Origin of the sequence: Lagierella sp. (assembly GCF_029983815.1) — a bacterium.
GTDB lineage: Bacteria > Bacillota > Clostridia > Tissierellales > Peptoniphilaceae > Mediannikoviicoccus.
In genome coordinates this window covers 22934-43076 of sequence record NZ_JASBYU010000001.1, presented here as the reverse complement: position 1 = coordinate 43076, position 20143 = coordinate 22934, and the positions used below count along the sequence as shown (strand labels likewise).

Sequence of the window (20143 nt, the reverse complement as noted above, 5' to 3'; positions counted from 1 at the left end):
TGTTCTATGAATTTAATAGAATTAGGCAGTAAGTTTGGTTATAATTTCAATCTTAAAGAAGAACTTGAAGTAAAACAAGTTAAATATTCTAAATACTTTGATAAAGTTGAAATTCTCCTTTCCGGGAATGTAGATGATAATTCTAGAGAAAGTATAACTTCGTTTTTTAATGAAGTTCTAAATGGTATATCAACTATAGAAATCAACTATCTTCAACATGATTCTGAGTCTGTATCTTTTGAAGATATATCAAAACTGTGTTTAACATTTTTTTCTAAGGAAGGATTTGATAGAGATGATATTAAAATTTTTTGCATCAATGAAATCTTAACAATTACACTTCCGCAAATTGCCAATGCTCCTAAGCTAGAAGAACTTGAGTTAAAATTATCTAAATTGTTGCAGGATAATAATGTTGAGATTAACTCTATGAATATCTCTTATGAAAATCTGGATGATACAACTGAAGATTTTATTGAAGGATTAAAGAGTCAGGAGAAAAAAATAGCCAAGGTAGCGGTGGATAGAATAGAGAAAAAAGAAATGGAGCAAGTAAAAGCTAAAGATGATTCTAAAAAAGAATCCTTTGGTAGAAAGATAAAGAATACTGTTACTAAGATCAGTGAGTTAGGTGATAGCTGGGATTTTGTATGTGTTGCAGGAGAAGTGTTAGATTGTAGCGAAGTTAGAACGAAAAATGATAAATATATTATATTAACTTATGATATTTATGATAATACATCATCGGTTACATGCAAAACATTTTTTCAAAGTGATAAATACGAGGAATACTCTGATATAGTAAAGCCGGGAAAATGTATCAAAGTTGAAGGAAAATACAGTTATGACAATTTTTCCAGGTCAAATATTATAAATGTTAATTCAATTGAAGTTTACAAGATGTCTAAAAGGGAAGATAAGGCAAAGGATAAGAGGGTAGAACTTCATCTCTTCAGTCAATATAGTGCTATTGATGGATTCATTAAAATTGATGAATTTATCCAACAATTGGAAGAATGGGGATATTCAGCCATAGGAGTAACAGATAAGGGAGTTGCCCAAGGTTTTCCAGAGATTAGTGAAGCGGTAAATGGGAAAAATATTAGAGCTCTTTATGGAATAGAAGGAAAAATTTTAAAGGACAACCTTAGAGTTGTGACGGATTTTCATAAAACTTTTAATAATGACAGTTTTGTGGTTTTTGATATTGAGACTACAGGTTTTTCTAAAGTAAGAGATAGAATTATAGAAATTGGAGCTGTAAAGGTTAAAGACGGAAAAATAGTTGATGAATTTAATCAACTAATAAATCCCAATGTTCAACTGCCTCAAAAGATAATTGAAATTACAAATATTACGGATTCCATGCTAATAGACAAGCCAACTATTGATAAGGTATTACCAGAATTTATGGATTTTGTGTCAGATGCAACTCTAGTAGCACATAATGCTGAGTTTGATATTGGATTCATTAGGGAAAATTGTAAAAGAGAAAAAATTGAATTTGTAAATGCTTATCTGGATACCTTAGCACTTTGTAGAGGTGTGTTCCCAAATTTAAAAAATCATAAATTGGATACAATTTCTAAACACTTAAATGTTTCACTGGAAAACCATCATAGGGCCTGTGATGATGCAATGGCTACTGCACAAATTTTTATAAAGACTTTGGAAGAGGAAACTATTTGTGAAATTAAAGATTTAACTGAGTTAAATTATATAAAGACAACTTGGCCAAAGTATAAAAACGAAAGCTATAATTCGGTTATTTATGCTAAGAATCTAACGGGGCTTAAAAATTTGTATAAGCTTATTTCTATCTCTTCGATGGAATATTTCAACAATTCTCCAGGAATACCAGAAAATCTACTTCAAAAATACAGAGAAGGCTTAATTATTGGTTCTGGTAATTTTAAAGGAGAATTATTTCAAAGCATTATCAGTGGATATCCCACAGACCATATTAATAAAGTTATGGAACAATATGACTTTATAGAAATTCAACCACCATTAAATTATCGTCCTTTAGTGGATTCTGGAAAGATTGAATCTATGCAAAAAGTGGAAATGATACTAATGGAAGTTATAGTAAGGGCAAAAGAGATTGGAAAATTAGTTGTTGCCACGTCGGACTGTCATTATTTTGAACCTAAAGATTATATTTTAAGGAATATTGTTCAATCTGCTCAGCCCTTTGTGAGAAGAGAAAATATAGAAAAATACCCTACACTATACTTTAGAACAACGGATGAAATGCTTAGGGAATTTTCTTTTTTATCTGAGGAATTAAGGCGAGAAGTGGTAATTGAAAATACCTATAAAATTAGAGATATGATTGAGGATTTCAAACCTATTCCAGATGGGACTTTTCCTCCTGTAATCGAAGGCTCGGATAAAACCTTAAAGGATATAACATATAATAGGGCAAAGGCCTTATATGGCGATCCGATTCCGGAATATGTTAAAAGCAGATTGGATAAGGAATTAAATTCTATAATTTCAAATGGGTACGCCGTTTTATATATCATTGCTCAAAAGTTGGTTAAAAAATCCAATGATGATGGATATTTAGTTGGTTCAAGGGGATCTGTAGGATCTTCCTTTGCAGCAACAATGGCGGGTATTACTGAAGTAAATCCACTATTGCCCCATTATAGATGCGGTGAATGCAAATATTCAAGGTTTATAGATGACATGAATATAGGTTCTGGATTGGACTTGCCAGATGAAAAATGTCCAGTATGTGGAGCAGATTTAATAAAGGATGGTCACAACATACCCTTTGAAGTTTTCTTAGGATTTGAAGGGGATAAGGAACCTGATATAGATTTAAACTTTGCAGGGGAATATCAACCAATTTGTCATAAATACACTGAAGAACTATTTGGAGAAGATAAGGTCTTTAGAGCAGGAACAATAGGTACAATTGCTGAAAACACAGCCTATGGATATGTAAAAAAATATATGGAAATGACGGATGCAAGCTTTTCACAAGCTGAGATAAAAAGATTGCAAAAAAAATTAGTAGGTGTTAAAAGAACCTCAGGCCAGCATCCTGGAGGGGTTATGATAGTTCCTAAGGATAAAGAAATATATGATTTTTGCCCTGTTCAACATCCTGCGGATGATATGAATAGCGATATTATTACTACACATTTCAATTATAAGGCGATATCTGGGAGAATTTTAAAACTAGACCTTCTAGGACACGATGTTCCTTCTATAATTCGTCATTTACAGGATATAACGGGTGTGGACCCATTAAATGTTCCTTTTGATGATGAAAAGACAATGAGTCTTTTTAATTCAACAGATGCATTAAAGTTCAAAGTGCCCTATGACAATTCACAAGTAGGTACCCTGGGGATACCGGAGTTTGGTACAAATTTTGTAAGACAAATGCTTATTGAAACCAACCCAACCAATATCTCTGAACTATTTAGAATTTCGGGGTTATCCCATGGTACAGATGTTTGGACTAATAATGCTCAAGAGCTGGTTAAGAATGGTATTACAACTTTAAAGAATGTAATCTCAACGAGAGATGACATTATGACCTATCTTATACAAAAGGGCCTAGAGAAAAAAAGATCCTTTACTATAATGGAGAGGGTACGAAAGGGCAGGGACTTAGATGATGAAACAGAAGATTATATGAGATCCTTTGACGTTCCAGAATGGTATATAGATTCTTGTAGAAAGATAAAATATATGTTCCCAAAGGCCCATGCAGTGGCATATGTGCTAATGAGTTATAGGATAGCATATTTTAAAGTTCACTATCCAGAAGCTTTTTATTGCACTTACTTTACTACTAAGAATGATTGTTTTCCTGGTCAGATTGTCTTTTCTGGTCTTGAAGCCATTAGAAATGAAATGGAAGATATTAGACAAAAGGGATATGGAGCAACTGCAAAGGAGAAAAATATTCTAACTGTATTAGAATTAGCAGAGGAAATGTATTGTAGGGGAATTAAGATGGATCCTGTTCAATTTCATAAATCTTTAGACTTAAACTTCACCTATGATAAGAAGGGATCGATTATTCCTCCCTTTAGAGCTTTAGAAGGAGTTTCCGATGCCCATTCTATTTCTATATACAATGAAGTATTGAAGGGAGATTTTATTTCAATACAGGATCTTATTTCTAGAACTGGAATTAACAAAGTTGCCGTGCAAGCTTTGAAAGAACATGGAACTTTGTCTGGTATGTCTGAATCAAATCAGATCAGTTTATTTTAGGTGCTACTTAGGTAGTGCCTTTTTTTATTTTCATATTAATATGTTATAATTTACTTGAACCAAAAAGGAGTGATTATCGTAGAAAGCGTAGTAAATGTCATTATAGAAGACCAAGAATTTATAACCCAGCTGTTTGATAATTTAGAATCTAAAGTAAATATAATTAGAGATGAATTCCATGTTCACATCAACCTTTTTGAAAGGGGATTGACTATAGAAGGTTCAAAGGATTATGTTACGGCTGCATCAAATTTACTTGAAGATCTCTATAACTCTTTTAAGCAAAAAAATGATGTTACAGATCAACAGATAAGATATTTCACGAAAATGATAAAGAGTGGTAAAAGTGAGATATCAAATGGGATACTTAGCAATGTAATCGTTCATAATCACAAGGGGAAACCAGTTAAGCCTAAGACCCTGGGGCAAAAGAAATATGTAGATTTAATTGCTAAAAATGATATAGTCTTTGGAATAGGTCCTGCGGGAACTGGAAAGACTTTCCTAGCAATGGCTATGGCTATTAAAGCTTTTAAAAATCATGATGTTGAACGAATTATACTTACTAGACCAGCAGTAGAAGCAGGAGAGAGTTTAGGATTTTTACCAGGTGATCTACAAGAAAAAATAGATCCATATTTAAGACCGATTTATGATGCACTTTTTGATATCTTAGGATATGATCAATATACTAAACTTGTGGAAAGAGGACTAATTGAAGTTGCACCTTTAGCCTATATGAGAGGTAGAACTTTAGATAATGCATATATTGTTCTAGACGAAGCTCAGAATACTACAAATGAACAAATGAAGATGTTTCTGACAAGAATTGGCTACGGTTCTAAGGCAATTATTACTGGGGACATCACCCAAGTAGATTTACCGAGGGGAAAGACTTCAGGTTTAAAAAATGCATCTACAATTTTAAAAAATATCAAGGGATTGGAATTTATGGAATTTGAAACTTCAGATATAGTTAGACACCCTCTAGTTCAAAAGATAATCAATGCCTATGAAAATCAAAAGGTGGATAAGGAAAATGAAAATTCTAATAGATAATAGAGATACAAAATTTGACATTCCAGATTCCATTATTGACGAATATGAAAGTGCCTTGGATTTAATACTAAAGAGTGAAAAGGTGTTTGAACCAGTAGAAGTATCTGTCTCCTTTGTAAAACCCATGGAGATTAAAGTTTTAAATAAAGAATATCGAAATAAAGATGATGTAACCGATGTTTTATCTTTTCCTACAGATATGAATATCCATATAGAAGGGGTCCCAGTTCTTTTAGGAGACGTGGTAATCTGCCTAGAACGAGCCAAGGAACAGTCCATTGAATATGGACATTCATTTGAAAGAGAGCTTGTATACCTCTTTGTTCATTCCATATTTCATCTTCTTGGTTATGATCATATTGATGAAAATGATAAGGTGCTTATGAGAAAAAAAGAAAAGATGATTTTAAAAGAAATAGGAATATTTCGAGATGAAAGACAGTAATTTTTTTAAAAACAAGAATTTGATAGAAAGTTTTAATCATGCAATCGATGGTATTATACATACCTTCAAACATGAAGATAATTTTAAAAGACATATTTTAATGTCGGTTTTGGTTGCTTTGGTAAGCTTGTTTTTTGATATGTCAAGGGTGGAAATGGCAATACTTTGCATAACGATCACCTTTGTATTATTTGCTGAGCTTATCAATACAGCTTTGGAAAATATTGTAAATTTAATTTATGAGTACTATGAACCAAGGGCAAAAATTGCAAAGGATGTTGGAGCAGGAGCGGTATTGATTTCTGCTCTTAATTCTGTATTTGTAGGATATTTCATCTTTTACGACAGAATTATCCCATTATCCAATATTGCGATTTTTAAAATTCAAAAGTCGCCTATACATTTAACATTTATTGCATTGGTTATAGTTATACTAGCTACGCTACTGTTTAAATCTTATTTTTACAAGGATAGAGGAACCCATTTAAAGGGAGGAACTGTAAGTGGCCATTCTGCAGTTGCTTTTTGTTTAGCTATGATAATCATATTTTTAGCACAAAATCCATTTGTAACTATCTTGGCTATATTGTTGGCAGTATTAGTAGCGGAGTCTAGAGTAGAAGCAAAAATACACCATATATCCGATGTGATTTTTGGAGGGATATTAGGTGTTTTAGTGGCCACTATTTTGTTCAAGCTTATTTTAATAATTTAAACGGAGGGAAAATGTTTAAATCTGGATTTGTATCCATAATAGGAAGATCTAATGTTGGAAAATCAACATTTTTAAATAAAATTTTAGGTGAGAGGATTTCTATTGTATCCAATAAACCTCAAACTACAAGAAACAATATTAAATTAATTTATACAGATGAAAAAATGCAATGTATCTTTATTGATACTCCAGGCATTCAAAAGCCTAAAAATAAATTAGGTGAATACATGTTAGAATCGGCAACATCTGCGTTTAAGGATGTAGATGTTGTTACTTATATCGTTGACAATTCAGGAATTATTGGAGAAAACGAAGAATTTATAATTTCGAAACTTAAAGAACTAAATATTCCGATTGTCCTATTGATAAATAAGACCGATATTATTTCTGAGGAAAGATGTCAACAGATTATAAAGAAATTTGAAGAAATAGGAATTTTCAAAAAAATATTACCCATATCTGCTTTAACCGGTAGAAATGTGGATGAATATTTTAATACGATATATGATTTGCTACCTGAGGGACCTTTATATTATGCTGAAGACGAGATTACCGATCAGAGTATACGTGACATTTGTTCGGAGATAATACGAGAAAAGGCTTTGCTTTTTCTTCAGGAAGAAGTGCCTCATGGGATCAACATTGAAGTCAATAAGTTTAAAAAAAGAGAGAATAAGGAACTTTATGATATAGAAGCATCTATTGTGGTGGAAAAGAAAAGTCATAAGGGAATTGTAATTGGAAAAGGCGGTTCCATGATAAAAAAAATAGGTTCAACAGCAAGGCAGGATATTGAGTTGTTTTTAGAAAGTCAAGTAAATTTAAAACTTTGGGTTAAGATTGATACGGATTGGAGAAATAGTGCTTCAAAATTAAAGCACTTTGGTTTTAATTAATGGATAATAAAGAAACTAAAATTATAGTACTTAATTATTTTAATTTAAGAGAAAAGTCTCGAATAATCAGTTGTTTTAGCCGTGACTTTGGAAAGATTGACTTAAATTTAAATTTGACTGGGCTAAATTCAAAAAATAATTTGTTAGATGTTTTTTCAGAACATTATTGTTCATTAACTGTGCGACCAGAAATAAGTATTATGCGGGAACACGAAATTATATCTTCAAATTATGGAATCGTAAAAAACCCACAAAAAAACATATTAGGTAATATTGTTTTAGAACTTTTAAGTAAAATTTATCCAAAATTATATCCAGACAGTAAGACTTACGATTTAACTAGTGTGTACTTGCAGAATATGTCACTAAAAAACAACGAAAATTTACTTACTATTGCCTATATGTTAAAATTATTAGGAATTAATGGATATAGAACTACTTTTAATTTTTCAAAAGAGGAATTGATTCAAGGTAGGAATTATTATTATAATGTAGATGAGGGTGGAATAGACTTGAAGCCTAATAACTATTCGCCAGTGGTGGTTTTAGATTATAACCAATGTAATTTAATCAAAAATCTACTTTTTGCTAAATTTGAGGAAATTCCAGATTTTGATTTTCAAGATGGATACATGCTTTTGAAAACTATTATTCAAACGATTATGAAGATATTTGAGATTGGAAAGTTAAATTCTTTATCATATTTAAGACATAAATAGGAAGGTCATTATGAAAAGAGAAATATTAATAGAGTTGGGAATTGAGGGCTTACCTTATAATCTATACGATGTAGCCGTGAATTCTCTTTTTGAATCTGTGAGGAGACGACTTAAGGATTATAAAATCCAATTCAAAGATTTAAAAATCAACTATAGCAAAAACAGAATATTAATAAATTTTTATTTTTTAGACTCAGAATACAACAAAGGCGATATAGTAAATTTTGTTAAAAATACTATTGAAAAAGTATTTATCCCTATTCGAGGATTAAAACGTTCCAATAGACTGGGAGACTATATTTTATGGGTACAAGGAGTAATTGATCAACAGTCTCTAGACTTTTCTAATTTAGAATTTCATAGGGACACAAAGGTGCCTTTTTATAAAATGAAAGATACTAAGTCCTACAGAGAGGAACTTTCCGATAATAATATAATTTTTGAAAACAAAAAGAGAAAGGAATACTTTTTACAAAAGTCAAATAAATTAGCTAAAGAACACGGTGGTGAAATACATCATGTTGATTATTTAATAGAAAAATTTATTGCAGAGTTCAATCTGCCTCATCCAATTGTAGGAGATTTTAATAAGGAATTATTAGAGTTTCCTAAAGAATTAGTAATTAGTATTCTTATAGATATATGTAATGTAGTCCCGCTATTTACCGATAGAGGGCAATTGATGCCTTACTATATTTATTGTATAGAAAAAGTCCAAAAAGAGGATGAAGAATTTCAAAAAAACAAGTTGAAAACAATCAATGATAAGTTGTCTGAAATTCTAAGTGAATGGAAATTGGTTTTAAATAGGGACTATGAAATATATTCTGAAAGAATGAAGGAAACAAAATTACCCGAAAGGGTCGGTACTCTTTTTGATAAGAGTAAAAGGTTAATGGATCTTTCTGTTATTATTGGAGATTATCTATTAGTTGGAGATGAAACTAAGGATAATGTAAAGGAAGCTGCAGAAATATCTAAATTCGACTTGACTACAAAGATTGTAATAGATTACCCTCAATTAAAAGGAGTTATAGGGTTTTTGTATTCAAAGAATAAAGGCAATAATGATATAATATCAACAGCAATTAAGAGTCATTATAAACCTAAATACTTTCACGATACAATGCCATCGACTACTACTGGTAAAATTCTAAGCTTAGCTGATAAATTGGATGAGATAACCAATTGGTTTATCTATTCTAAATTAAATGACAGTACTTCTGAGTATCAAACTTCAGAAATTAGAAGGTATGCATCAGGAATTATTAAATTGATCATTCAGAATAAATGGAGCTTAAACATTTCAACTTTAATTGACGACAATTTATATTTGTATATTAAAAATGGTAATATGGTGTTAGATACACCAGAATTGAAGACTGAAATTTATAATTTTATAATTTCAAAATTTAGAGAAGATGTTGTAAAAAATTACAATGATTATTGTAAACTGGACATGTTATTAGGTAAAAACCCTAATAATATACTTGAGACATATGAAAAATTATCAGAGGGAGATACCGATGAAAGAGAATAAAAATATCGTTATAATTTCTGATTCAACAGGGGAGACTGCTTCTGCTGTTGCGGATGCCATCAAAGTCCATTTCGATATTGAAAAAATAAATATTTTAAAATATCACAATATTATGACTAAAGAAGAAATAGATAGAATTTTTGAAACTTTAGCTGGAGAAAATTTAATCTATTCAACTATTGTTAATAGAGAGCTATTAAAATATTTAAGGAATAAATCTGCGGACAATAAATTTTTATTTGTGGATTTATTTGAAGCTCCTCTTGCTGCTGCTGAAAAATTCTTTGGCCAGGAGGCTAAGAGAGAGGTTGCATTATCTCATCAGTTAGGTGAGGAATATTTTGATAGAATTAACTCTCTTGAATTTGCAATGAAATATGATGATGGAAAGGATCCTAAAGGCATTGCACTAGCAGACATAGTTTTAATAGGGATATCAAGAACTTCTAAAACACCTCTATCCTTAAATTTGGCATTTAAGAACTATAAGGTTTGTAATATACCTCTAGTGCCTGAATTAACGCCTCCAAAGGAACTTTTTAAAGTAAATCCATCAAAGATCTTTGGACTAATAATCGATAAGAAAAAGTTAAATCAGATTAGAGAAGAAAGATTACAGTCCCTTGGAATTAATTCTTTTGCAGAGTACAGCTCTGATGATAGAATTGACAAGGAATTAAATTTTGCTAAAGAACTTTATGAAAAGTTAGGTTGTACAGTTATAGATGTCAGTAGTAAGACTATTGAAGAAACTTCTGTTGAAATAATTTCCATATTTGAAAGTAATAAACAAAAGGGTGAGTAAATTGAATAAGAAAAAGAAAATTGCCATTCCTGCTATTATATTCCTTTTTATATTTATCACGTATTTTGGTGGAGTGTATTTCTTTTCTAGATATACCTATCCTAAAACGACTATAAATGGTCAAAACATTGCGTTTAAACCTGTAAACGAGATCTTTGAGTCTAGTAGATATGAGGATTTAATTATTCTAGACAAGGATGATGTTTCATATAGGATACAACCTGAGAATTTAGGGTTTAAATCCGAATGGGAAAAAGAAATTATCCTAGATCAAAAGGAATATTTATGGCCAATTCAGATCTTTACTGATCATAATTATGAAAATAAATTGATTCGTGAAGTAAATAAAGAAAATTTGATGAAATGGCTAAATGATACAGAGCTGATAAAAGGACAAGTTGAGCCTCAAGATGCTACTCTTTCCTTCAAAGATCATAAATATGAACTTATAAAGGAAGTTGAAGGAAAGAAATTAGATATTTCTAAGTTGGTCGACAGTATTGAAAAAGCTTATTTAAATTTTGATAATCAAATTGTTTTAAGGGAAGAGTATATTAAACCGCAGATTTATGAAGAGGATTTAAAAGATAAACTTATAGCTCTCAACAAGTTGGCGGATAAAAAAATAGTTTTGGTAATGTCCGATGGAGTCGAAACGACTTTAGATGACTATGAAAAATTTATAGATGAAAAGTCCTTTGTTGTCTCAAAAGATAAAGTTAAAGATTATGTAATAGAATTGAAAAATAAATATGACAATCTAAGAAGTGAAAGAGATTTTAAAACTTTCTCTGGTGATAATATTAAGGTATCTGGTGGTAATTTCGGAATTCAAATCAACCGGGATAAGACAACAGAGGCAATATATAATACCTTGACAACAGAATCTGAAAACAAGGTTCCCATAGTATATACTAGTAAGTCAATCAACAATGGTGTTATAGGAAACACCTATATTGAAATATCCCTTGCCAGTCAAAGGATGATTTTTTATAAAAATGGGGAAGTAGTTGTCGATACACCCGTTGTAACAGGTCTTCCCAATGGTAGATACAATACTCCAAGAGGGGTTTGGGAAGTGTGGATAAAAAACAAGGATAGATATTTGCAGGGAAAAAATGCAGATGGATCCGACTATAAAAGTTGGGTAAATTATTGGATGCAAATAGATTATACTGGCGTTGGAATCCACGATGCATATTGGCAAAGCTCCTTTGGGGGCAATAGATATAAATACGCTGGAAGTCATGGGTGTATAAATACTCCTTATAAGGCTATGAAACTGATATATGACAATGCAGATATGGGAATTCCTGTAGTGGTATATTAGTGTGAATTTATCTAAAATTTAAAATAAAAGTTCCTTAGGTATACCATAGGGAACAAGGAGATAAAATTAGTTTTATAAAGCGGTTTTTAACTTACAATTGGTAGTTAAAGGCCGCTTTCTTTTCTTTTATTCTGTACTATCGCCATATTTAAGAGTAGTTTTTCCATTTCAAATTGCTTTTTTAAGTTATACAAGTTGAAAACAGTAATAAAAAATATAGAATTTGGGATGTTGACTGAAAAAATTTGTACCCAAATAGTATTTTAATATTCAAAATTTGGCAAATAAGCTTTGAACAACTCAAATAAATAGGGGTTTTTTCCTTTAAATAAACTTGAATTTTACTTTTTTGTAACAATTCTGTAACTATTCTGTAACTTTTGTTGACTTTAAAGGCCAATTCAATTACTATAATTGTAGTAGTTTTTTGGGAGGAAAAAATTAACATGAACAAAAAGAAATTAGGAGTCTCAATTGGTTTGGCTTCTGTAATTATGATTTCAGGGGTCTCTTATACTAGTGAAAACTTATCTAATATTGTTAAGGAGAGTCCTGAAAGATATGTTGAACCTATTTCAACAGTAAAAAGAAATAAAATTAATTCACATAATATTTACACTTCTGATTTAGAAGTGGCAAAAGAAAGTAGTTACTTAGAAACTTTAAGAAATTCAAGCGATATTCAGCTTGATTCTAAAGATTATAATAAAACAGAAACTACTAAACCAGTTGAAGCTAAAAATGTAGACCAAGCTGTAGCAAGCACTAATGAACAAGATAATAGTAACTCTGAATTGAGTTCTGTTTCTAGTGAAAAAGTTGTTTCTAAAACTGAAAACAATGATACAGCTCAAGTAAAAGTAGAAGAAGTTAAAGATGAAGTAGAAGTAGATATTGAGAGTTCTGAAGAGGCTGAAGAAGCTACTGAAGCTGACAACAATAATGATTCAGATATTCCAGTTGTAGAAGGAAATGAACTTGTAGCTTCTGAAAAAGATATCGTAGCTCCTACTGTAGAAATCGACGAATCAAAAATAATTGAACTACCTGTTAAGGGATATCTTACAAAAAATTTAAATGTAAGATCTTCTGGTAGAATTGGTGATAATATAATAGGATTACTTCCAGTTGGAACTGAAGTTTCTGGAATAGAGTCCAATGGTTGGATTAAAATTGATTATAAGGGTAGTCCTGCATATATCTCATATGAATATTTATCTAATTCAAAGGTTGTAGTTGAAGAGCAAAAGGAAGAACCAAAGGATAAGCCTCAAGAAGAAAAGCAAGAAGAACCAAAACAAGAGCCAAAACAAGAGCCTAAAGAAGAAACAAAACCAGTAGTTACTACAGAAAATGTTAAGGGTTGGATTACTTCTAATCTGAATTTAAGGCAAGGAAAAGGTACAGACACCAAGATATTGACTGTATTGCCAAAGGGAACAGCAGTTTCTGGTACCTTAGATAATGGTTGGGTAAAAATAACTTACAAGAATTATACAGGATATATTGCTAGATCTTTTATTTCTGACAAGGAAGTTAAGGTTGAGGCACCTAAACCAGTAGAAAGTCCTAAAACAGAAGATAATAATCAAACTGCTACAGGTTCCGCTGCATTAGATAAGATTGTAAATGGCGCTTATGGATATCTAGGATATAGATATGTGTATGCTTCAGCAAACCCTAATGTAGGATTTGACTGTTCTGGTCTTGTATACTATCTATACAAAACTCATGCAGGAGTAACTCTAAATAGAAGTTCTAGAGATCAAGCTTCTAATGGATACGCTGTTAGTAGGAACAATCTAAAAGCTGGAGACCTATTGTTCTTTGCAACATCAGGCGGTTCTAGAATAAGTCATGTTGGTATCTATGTTGGTGGTGGCAAGATGATTCATGCATCCACTCCTGGTACTGGGGTTATTTTGACTGATATTAACACAAGTTACTATGTTAATAATTATGTAACAGCAAGAAGAATCTTAGATTAATAAAAAATAAATGCAGGTGGGTTTTACCCATCTGTTTTTTTAAAATGTAAAATGTAGTTGGGGTATTAATAATAATAACCCAACTTTTTTATTGTATAATTGTTTATAATATGTAACTTTTTAGCCTATTTCTTTAGATTTTGTAATTTTTATGGATATTTTTACCTGTTAATGTTAAGATAAAGAGGGGTAAATATGATTAAAGCAAATAAAGATAAATTCATTTTAATAATTTGTATCATGCTGGCAGGTTTTTTTGGTTTTAAAAAATCTCCTATTGCAAATTCTAAAAATGAAGAATTAAATACCTTACATATTGTTAATTCATCTGAGGGATCTGAAACGAATGCCGTATCAGATATATATGTCCATATTGATGGAGAAGTAAATAAACCTGGTCTATATAAGGTAAAAAATTCCAGTAGAATAAATGATGTTTTAACAATGGCTGGTGGAACTACAGCTCTTGCAGATTTAAAGGATATAAACCTTGCAAAAAAAGTTGAAGATGAAATGAAAATATATATACCTTCAACTCAAGAAATGGTCATAGATCATGTAAGTAGCGATAATAAAGAAAGTTCTTCTAGCAAAGTAAATATTAACACTGCCGATAAAGATACTTTAAAGACCTTACCTGGAATAGGAGACACTAGGGCTGAAGAAATTATCCGATATAGAGAAGAAAATAAATTTTCTAAGCCTGAAGATTTGCAAAATATTTCTGGGATTGGGTCAAAGACTTATGAAAAACTTAAGGATTTAATTTCGGTTTATTAGAGTTTGGAGGAATTATGACAAAAAAACACGTAAAATTAACTGATTATGCAAAAACTTCTGGGTGAGCTGCCAAGTTTGGACCGGATGTCTTGGCGCAAGTTTTGCGTAAATTACCAAAAGAAAATATTACAGATGAAAGATTGTTAGTGGGGATAGAAACTTCAGATGATGCTGCAGTTTATAAATTGACAGATGATATTGCATTAATACAAACTTTGGATTTCTTTACCCCAATTGTAGATGATCCATATAATTACGGAAGGATAGCTGCTGCAAATAGCTTATCTGACGTTTATGCAATGGGAGGAGACCCTCTTATAGCTTTAAATATTGTATGCTTTCCTAGTTGCTTAGATCCTGAAATTCTATCTGAAATATTAAAGGGTGGAGCGGAAAAAGTTAAGGAAGCAAATTGTTTATTAGTTGGAGGACATACAGTTCAAGATGATGAACCGAAATTTGGTTTATCTGTAACTGGAACTGTTCATCCTGATAAGGTTTGGGCCAACTCCAATTGTCAAACAGATGATGTATTGATCATTACTAAACCAATTGGTACAGGCATTTTGAATACAGCCTTTAAAGGTGGAGTAATCGACGATACCTTAGAAAAAAATATTGTTAAGTACATGTCTTTACTTAATAAATATGCCAAGGATGTAGCTTTTAACTATCCAGTGAATAGTTGTACTGACATTACTGGATTTGGATTGGCAGGACATCTTCTAGAGATGGCAGAGGGTAGTAATAAGACAATTAATTTGGAGTTTGATAAAATCCCTATAATAGATGGTACTTTAGATATGCTAAATATGGGACTTTTGCCAGAAGGTGCATACCAAAATAGAGCTTTTATTGGCGACAAAATTAAAATTTTAAATGACAATAAAAATATTGACGTTATATTTGATCCTCAAACTTCAGGTGGATTACTATTTAGTTTGCCAGAGCGTGAAGGAAAGGCATTATTAAAAGATTTGAAAGATAATAATATAGAATCAGCAATCATTGGAAATGTGAAGGAATTTAAGGATAATTCTTTATATTTAGTTTAACTATGAAGAGGTGACTTATGGAGATAAAAATTTTAATCTCTTTTCCCGAATCAAACTACAAAGAGGAAATTCTCTACAATTTCGCTGAGGATACCAATTATTCAATTACAACTAGTGAATCAGTACAGGATACTTTAAAAAAATTCCAAAATAAAGATTTTGATATTGTTCTTTTAGATATGAAATATGAAGATGGAAATGGCCTTGATTTAAAGAAAAAGATGAATGATACAAGGGATGTTCCTACAATTTTTGTAACAAATGTAAATGATGATATCCAAAAGGTGTTAGCATTGGAATATGGAGGAGATGACTATTTAGTCTACCCTTTTAATATTTTGGAACTAAAGGCCAGGATAAGAGCAGTATTGAGAAGAACTAATAAAAAGCTAGATGGTTCTGGTGACAACTTAGAAAAAGAAAATTTAATTATATTTGATAATTATGAATTTAATGTTGTAGGTAGAAAAGTTAAGATAAATGGCGAAGATACTGATCTAACAGGTAAAGAATTCGATATTTTATTTATATTAGTTTCAAATCCTGGTATAGTGTATTCAAGAGTAGATATCGCCAAAGAAATTTGGGGGAATAGCTATGAAGGGCATCTGCGAACTGTGGATGTTCATATTAAAAGGCTAAGAGAGAAGATTGATGACGTTCAAGGTCATATTATTAGAACAAAATGGGGCAAGGGGTATTACTTTGGAAAATTAGAGGAGTAGTTATGACATTACGACAATTTGACATTAAAAATGAAGATAATATTAATGCTGTAATCAAAACAAATAAGGGCGATATATCAATTATTTTATTTCCTGATTTGGCACCTAAGACTGTTGAAAACTTTGTAAAACTTTCTAAAAAAAATTATTATGATGGAGTAATTTTTCACAGGGTGATTCATGATTTTATGATTCAAACTGGAGACCCAACTGGTACTGGTATGGGTGGAGAGAGTATTTGGGGTAAGGATTTCGAAGATGAATTTTCTACAAAATTAAGGAATTATCGTGGGGCTATTTCAATGGCTAATAGAGGTCCTAATACCAATTCCAGTCAATTTTTTATAGTTACTAAAAGGGAAGTTGAAAAAGACTTTCTAGATCAATTAAGGGATAATAATCAAAGTTTATTTTCTGAAAATATCATAGAAAACTATGATAAGCTTGGTGGTACTTTCTGGCTTGACTTTAAGCATACGGTATTTGGTCAAGTTATTGAAGGTATGGATATAGTGGAATTAATAGAGGGATCTGCTACTGATGCCCTAGATAAGCCAGAAGAAGAATGCAAAATTTTAAGCATAGAAATATTAGAATAATAAAAAGCTTCAAATTCAAAATACGAATTTGAAGCTTTTTTAACTTTTGTTTGATATTCAGATTATGATATTCTTAATTGGAAATTATTTTTCATTATTTTTAATCTATTCGAATGACAATGCTTCTTTTTGAATTGATACTGAAAAAACTAGTCCTATTGCGATTAGGTTTATTAATTGGAATGTACCGCCATAGCTAAAAAATGGAAGGGGAATACCGGTAACTGGCATAACGCCTAAAGTCATGCCTATATTTTCAAAGATATGAAATAAAAACATTGCCGCTAAACCCATGATTACCAATTTCGAAAAACTATCTTTTCTTCTATCTGCTAATTTTACAAATCTATATAATAGTCCACCATATAGCCCTATGGCTATTAGTCCGCCTACAAAACCAAACTCTTCAACCAAAACAGGAAAAATATAGTCTGTTTGTTTTTCTGGTATGAAGTTAAACTGACCCTGTGTACCCTTTAGGTAACCTTTACCAAAAAATTTTCCCGAACCAATTGCAATCCTACCTTGTAATGCCTGATAACTGGAATCTGACATATCGTGTTCAGGATTCAAAAAGGTTAAAATTCTTTTCTTCTGAAAAGGCTCCAATTGGCTGTATATTATAGGAGAAGATATTATTCCTGCACCTAAGGCTGCAAAGAAATATTTTAAATCTAATCCTGCGATAAAGAGCATAATTATTATTATAAAAACGAAAACAAAAGCTGTACCCATATCAGGTTGACCTAGTATAAGCAATACAGGTAAACCAGCAAAAGCAAGAATTTTAAGTAGGGTTTTTGGCTTATTAATATTTTTTTGATTTATTTCTAAATATCTAGCAAAGGAAAGTATAAATCCAAGTTTTACTATTTCTGCAGGTTGAAATCTGAAGGATCCTATAACAATCCAACTATTAGAACCCCATTGTTCTCTTCCAGTACCAAATATTAGAACTAAAAGAAGTAGAATATTTCCTATTATATAGATAGGAAGGTAGGACTTTTTAACAAAATCCATATCTATGCATACTATTATTATAATAGCTATAAAACCAATAACTGTAGCAATTATCTGAGATAGAATAGTCTTATGGCTTAAACTCCTAGTTGCACTATAAAGAACTATTAGTCCGAAAAATATTAGTGCTAATAGGATTATGAACAACTTTGCATCTAGTTTTCCTAAGTTTTTTTTACGTATGTTAAACATGAAATCACCTGGTGTAATTATACCACAGAATTTACAATTTATGTTTATGCTATAATATCAATGAGGTGGATTATGAAAATAGGTTTTCACGTTTCAACAAGTAAAGGATATCCTGCTGCATTGTTAAGTGCAAAGGGTATAGGAGCTACTACCTTTCAATTTTTTCCAAGTAATCCAAGGGGAAATGGACGAAGGGATATTTCAGATAAAGAAATTGATGAATTTCAGGCTTTGAGAAATCAGTATAATTTTAAAACACTAGTCAGTCATGCACCTTATATTATCAATTTGGCTTCTAATAAGAATCATGTTATTGAAAACGGACAGGATATATTAAGAAAAGATTTTGAAAGATTGAATCTTCTAGGCGTTGATAAATATGTACTACATCCAGGAAATCATGTGGGTCAAGGAATTGAGAAAGGATTGAAGTTAATCGTCAAAGGACTAAATGAAGTTCTCAGTGATAAATACGATTTTTATTTATGCTTGGAGACCATGTCTGGAATGGGTACAGAAATTGGAAGCAAGTTTGAGGAGCTATCATATCTCATCGATAATATTGAATATTCCAATGTAGGTGTCTGTCTTGACACATGCCATATGTATAGTGCTGGATATGATATCAAAAATAATTATGAAGAAGTTTTTGAGACCTTTGATAAGGTAATTGGAATTGATAAGTTAAAGGTAATTCACATAAATGATACTTTAAAAGAGCTTGGTTCAAAAAAAGATAGACATTGTATTATTGGCGAGGGGAATTTAGGATTTGACACCTTTCATAAATTTATAAACGATGAAAGATTTACAAATATTCCCTTTATCCTTGAGACTCCCAATGATATAGAAGGATATAGAGAAGAAATAAAGATTTTAAAGGACTTAAAAAATGAGTAAACATTTAAAAATTTCTGAAATTTCTAATGTTTTAGATATTTTAGAAGAAACTTTCCCAGATGCAAAGGCAGAACTTAATTATAGTTCACCCTTTGAACTATTAGTAGCAACGATACTTTCAGCTCAATGCACCGACGTTAGGGTAAATCTTACGACAGCGGAATTGTTTAAAGAACATAATACTCCTGAAAAAATGTTGGAACTATCAGAAGAACAACTGGGTAAATTTATTAAAAGTTGTGGTTTTTATAATACAAAGAGCAAAAATATTTTGTTAACGAGTAAAATACTTGTAGAGGAATACAATTCAAAAGTTCCAAATACTATGAAAGAGCTTGTACAACTTCCAGGAGTAGGAAGAAAGACTGCCAATGTAGTATTGTCCAATGCTTTTAATGTGCCTTCTATTGCAGTAGACACCCATGTATTCAGGGTTTCTAATAGAATAGGTATCGCAAATGCAACAGATGTTAAAGAGACGGAAAGACAACTTCGCAGAAGAATAGATAAAGATAGATGGAGCAAAAGTCATCATGTATTAATTTTTCATGGTAGGAGAATTTGCAAGGCTCGAAAACCACTTTGTAGTTCTTGTCCTGTAAATTCTTATTGCCTATATTACAAAAAAGAGGTTAAAAATGTATAATATAGTATTGTTAGAACCTGAAAAGCCAACAAATACAGGAAACATTGGAAGAACTTGTTATTTAACCGAGTCTAAATTACATTTAATTAGACCCTTTAAATTCAATATGGATGATAAAACTTTACGAAGAACTGGTTTAGATTATTGGAAGGATGTTGACTTAGTTATTTATGATGATTATGAGGACTTTTTAAGAAAGAATCCCAATATCAACATATACTATGCTACAACAAAAGCCAGTAAATATTATACTGATGTTGAGTTTAAAGATGGTGATTTCATCATGTTTGGAAAAGAATCTAAAGGTATACCGGAATCTATTTTAAATTTGAATCCGGATAGATGTATCAAGATTCCTATGACTAGTAAGTTAAAAAGGTCTCTAAACTTGTCGAATTCTGTTTCGATTATCCTATATGAAGCGTTAAGGCAAGGGGATTTTTTCGATTTAGAATAGGATTTGCCAAGTTTTGAAGATTATAATAAA

At 31.1% G+C, this 20143-nt stretch carries 18 protein-coding genes; 17 read left to right on the top strand and 1 reads right to left on the bottom strand.

Features of this window, described 5'->3' with window-relative positions; genetic code table 11:
* The first annotated feature begins 6 nt into the window (after positions 1-6).
* The 14 genes from Q1K37_RS00195 to Q1K37_RS00130 all read left to right on the top strand — a co-directional run bounded on the left by Q1K37_RS00195 (position 7) and on the right by Q1K37_RS00130 (position 16898).
* A complete protein-coding gene (locus Q1K37_RS00195) occupies positions 7-4242 on the top strand; it encodes a PolC-type DNA polymerase III (RefSeq protein ID WP_300408074.1) in 4236 nt (1411 codons plus the stop codon).
* 159 nt (positions 4243-4401) lie between these two features.
* Positions 4402-5301, top strand: a complete 900-nt coding sequence (locus Q1K37_RS00190) for a PhoH family protein (RefSeq protein ID WP_300408562.1) — start codon at positions 4402-4404, stop codon at positions 5299-5301.
* Positions 5282-5746, top strand: a complete 465-nt coding sequence (ybeY, locus tag Q1K37_RS00185) for an rRNA maturation RNase YbeY (protein ID WP_300408071.1) — start codon at positions 5282-5284, stop codon at positions 5744-5746. The genes Q1K37_RS00190 and ybeY overlap by 20 nt, the downstream gene beginning before the upstream one ends.
* A complete protein-coding gene (locus Q1K37_RS00180; RefSeq protein ID WP_300408068.1) occupies positions 5733-6461 on the top strand; it encodes a diacylglycerol kinase in 729 nt (242 codons plus the stop codon). The genes ybeY and Q1K37_RS00180 overlap by 14 nt, the downstream gene beginning before the upstream one ends.
* An 11-nt stretch (positions 6462-6472) precedes the next feature.
* Positions 6473-7357, top strand: a complete 885-nt coding sequence (era, locus tag Q1K37_RS00175) for a GTPase Era (protein WP_300408065.1) — start codon at positions 6473-6475, stop codon at positions 7355-7357.
* Positions 7357-8076, top strand: coding sequence for a DNA repair protein RecO C-terminal domain-containing protein (locus Q1K37_RS00170; RefSeq protein ID WP_300408063.1), 720 nt, complete (start codon positions 7357-7359; stop codon positions 8074-8076). The genes era and Q1K37_RS00170 overlap by 1 nt, the downstream gene beginning before the upstream one ends.
* Before the next feature lie 10 nt (positions 8077-8086).
* Entirely contained in the window at positions 8087-9616 is a 1530-nt protein-coding gene (locus Q1K37_RS00165) for a glycine--tRNA ligase subunit beta (RefSeq protein WP_300408061.1), read from the top strand.
* Entirely contained in the window at positions 9603-10421 is an 819-nt protein-coding gene (locus tag Q1K37_RS00160) for a pyruvate, water dikinase regulatory protein (RefSeq protein WP_300408058.1), read from the top strand. Before Q1K37_RS00165 ends, Q1K37_RS00160 begins: the two co-directional genes overlap by 14 nt.
* A 1-nt stretch (position 10422) precedes the next feature.
* Entirely contained in the window at positions 10423-11751 is a 1329-nt protein-coding gene (locus Q1K37_RS00155) for a L,D-transpeptidase family protein (protein ID WP_300408055.1), read from the top strand.
* A 446-nt stretch (positions 11752-12197) separates the two neighbouring features.
* Complete coding sequence (locus Q1K37_RS00150) at positions 12198-13739, top strand: C40 family peptidase (RefSeq protein WP_300408052.1); 1542 nt, start codon at positions 12198-12200, stop codon at positions 13737-13739.
* Between the two features lie 195 nt (positions 13740-13934).
* Entirely contained in the window at positions 13935-14519 is a 585-nt protein-coding gene (locus Q1K37_RS00145; RefSeq protein WP_300408049.1) for a helix-hairpin-helix domain-containing protein, read from the top strand.
* A gap of 14 nt (positions 14520-14533) precedes the next feature.
* Positions 14534-15574, top strand: coding sequence for a selenide, water dikinase SelD (gene selD / locus Q1K37_RS00140; RefSeq protein WP_300408046.1), 1041 nt, complete (start codon positions 14534-14536; stop codon positions 15572-15574).
* Positions 15575-15591: 17 nt separating this feature from the next.
* Positions 15592-16299, top strand: coding sequence for a response regulator transcription factor (locus Q1K37_RS00135; protein WP_300408044.1), 708 nt, complete (start codon positions 15592-15594; stop codon positions 16297-16299).
* Between the two features lie 2 nt (positions 16300-16301).
* On the top strand, positions 16302-16898 hold the full coding sequence (locus tag Q1K37_RS00130; protein ID WP_300408041.1) for a peptidylprolyl isomerase: 597 nt from the start codon (positions 16302-16304) through the stop codon (positions 16896-16898).
* A 105-nt stretch (positions 16899-17003) separates the two neighbouring features.
* Here Q1K37_RS00130 and rodA read toward each other — a convergent pair whose 3' ends face one another.
* Positions 17004-18110: a rod shape-determining protein RodA gene (gene rodA / locus Q1K37_RS00125; protein WP_300408038.1), complete on the bottom strand. Its 1107-nt coding sequence runs from the start codon at positions 18108-18110 to the stop codon at positions 17004-17006.
* A 72-nt stretch (positions 18111-18182) separates the two neighbouring features.
* Here rodA and Q1K37_RS00120 point away from each other — a divergent pair, with 72 nt between their 5' ends.
* Genes Q1K37_RS00120 through Q1K37_RS00110 form a run of 3 tightly spaced genes read left to right on the top strand, consistent with a single transcriptional unit; the run spans position 18183 to position 20113 of the window.
* Positions 18183-19010, top strand: coding sequence for a deoxyribonuclease IV (locus Q1K37_RS00120; RefSeq protein WP_300408035.1), 828 nt, complete (start codon positions 18183-18185; stop codon positions 19008-19010).
* Positions 19003-19656: an endonuclease III gene (nth, locus tag Q1K37_RS00115; RefSeq protein WP_300408032.1), complete on the top strand. Its 654-nt coding sequence runs from the start codon at positions 19003-19005 to the stop codon at positions 19654-19656. The genes Q1K37_RS00120 and nth overlap by 8 nt, the downstream gene beginning before the upstream one ends.
* A complete protein-coding gene (locus tag Q1K37_RS00110; protein ID WP_300408029.1) occupies positions 19649-20113 on the top strand; it encodes a tRNA (cytidine(34)-2'-O)-methyltransferase in 465 nt (154 codons plus the stop codon). The genes nth and Q1K37_RS00110 overlap by 8 nt, the downstream gene beginning before the upstream one ends.
* Positions 20114-20143 lie beyond the last annotated feature (30 nt).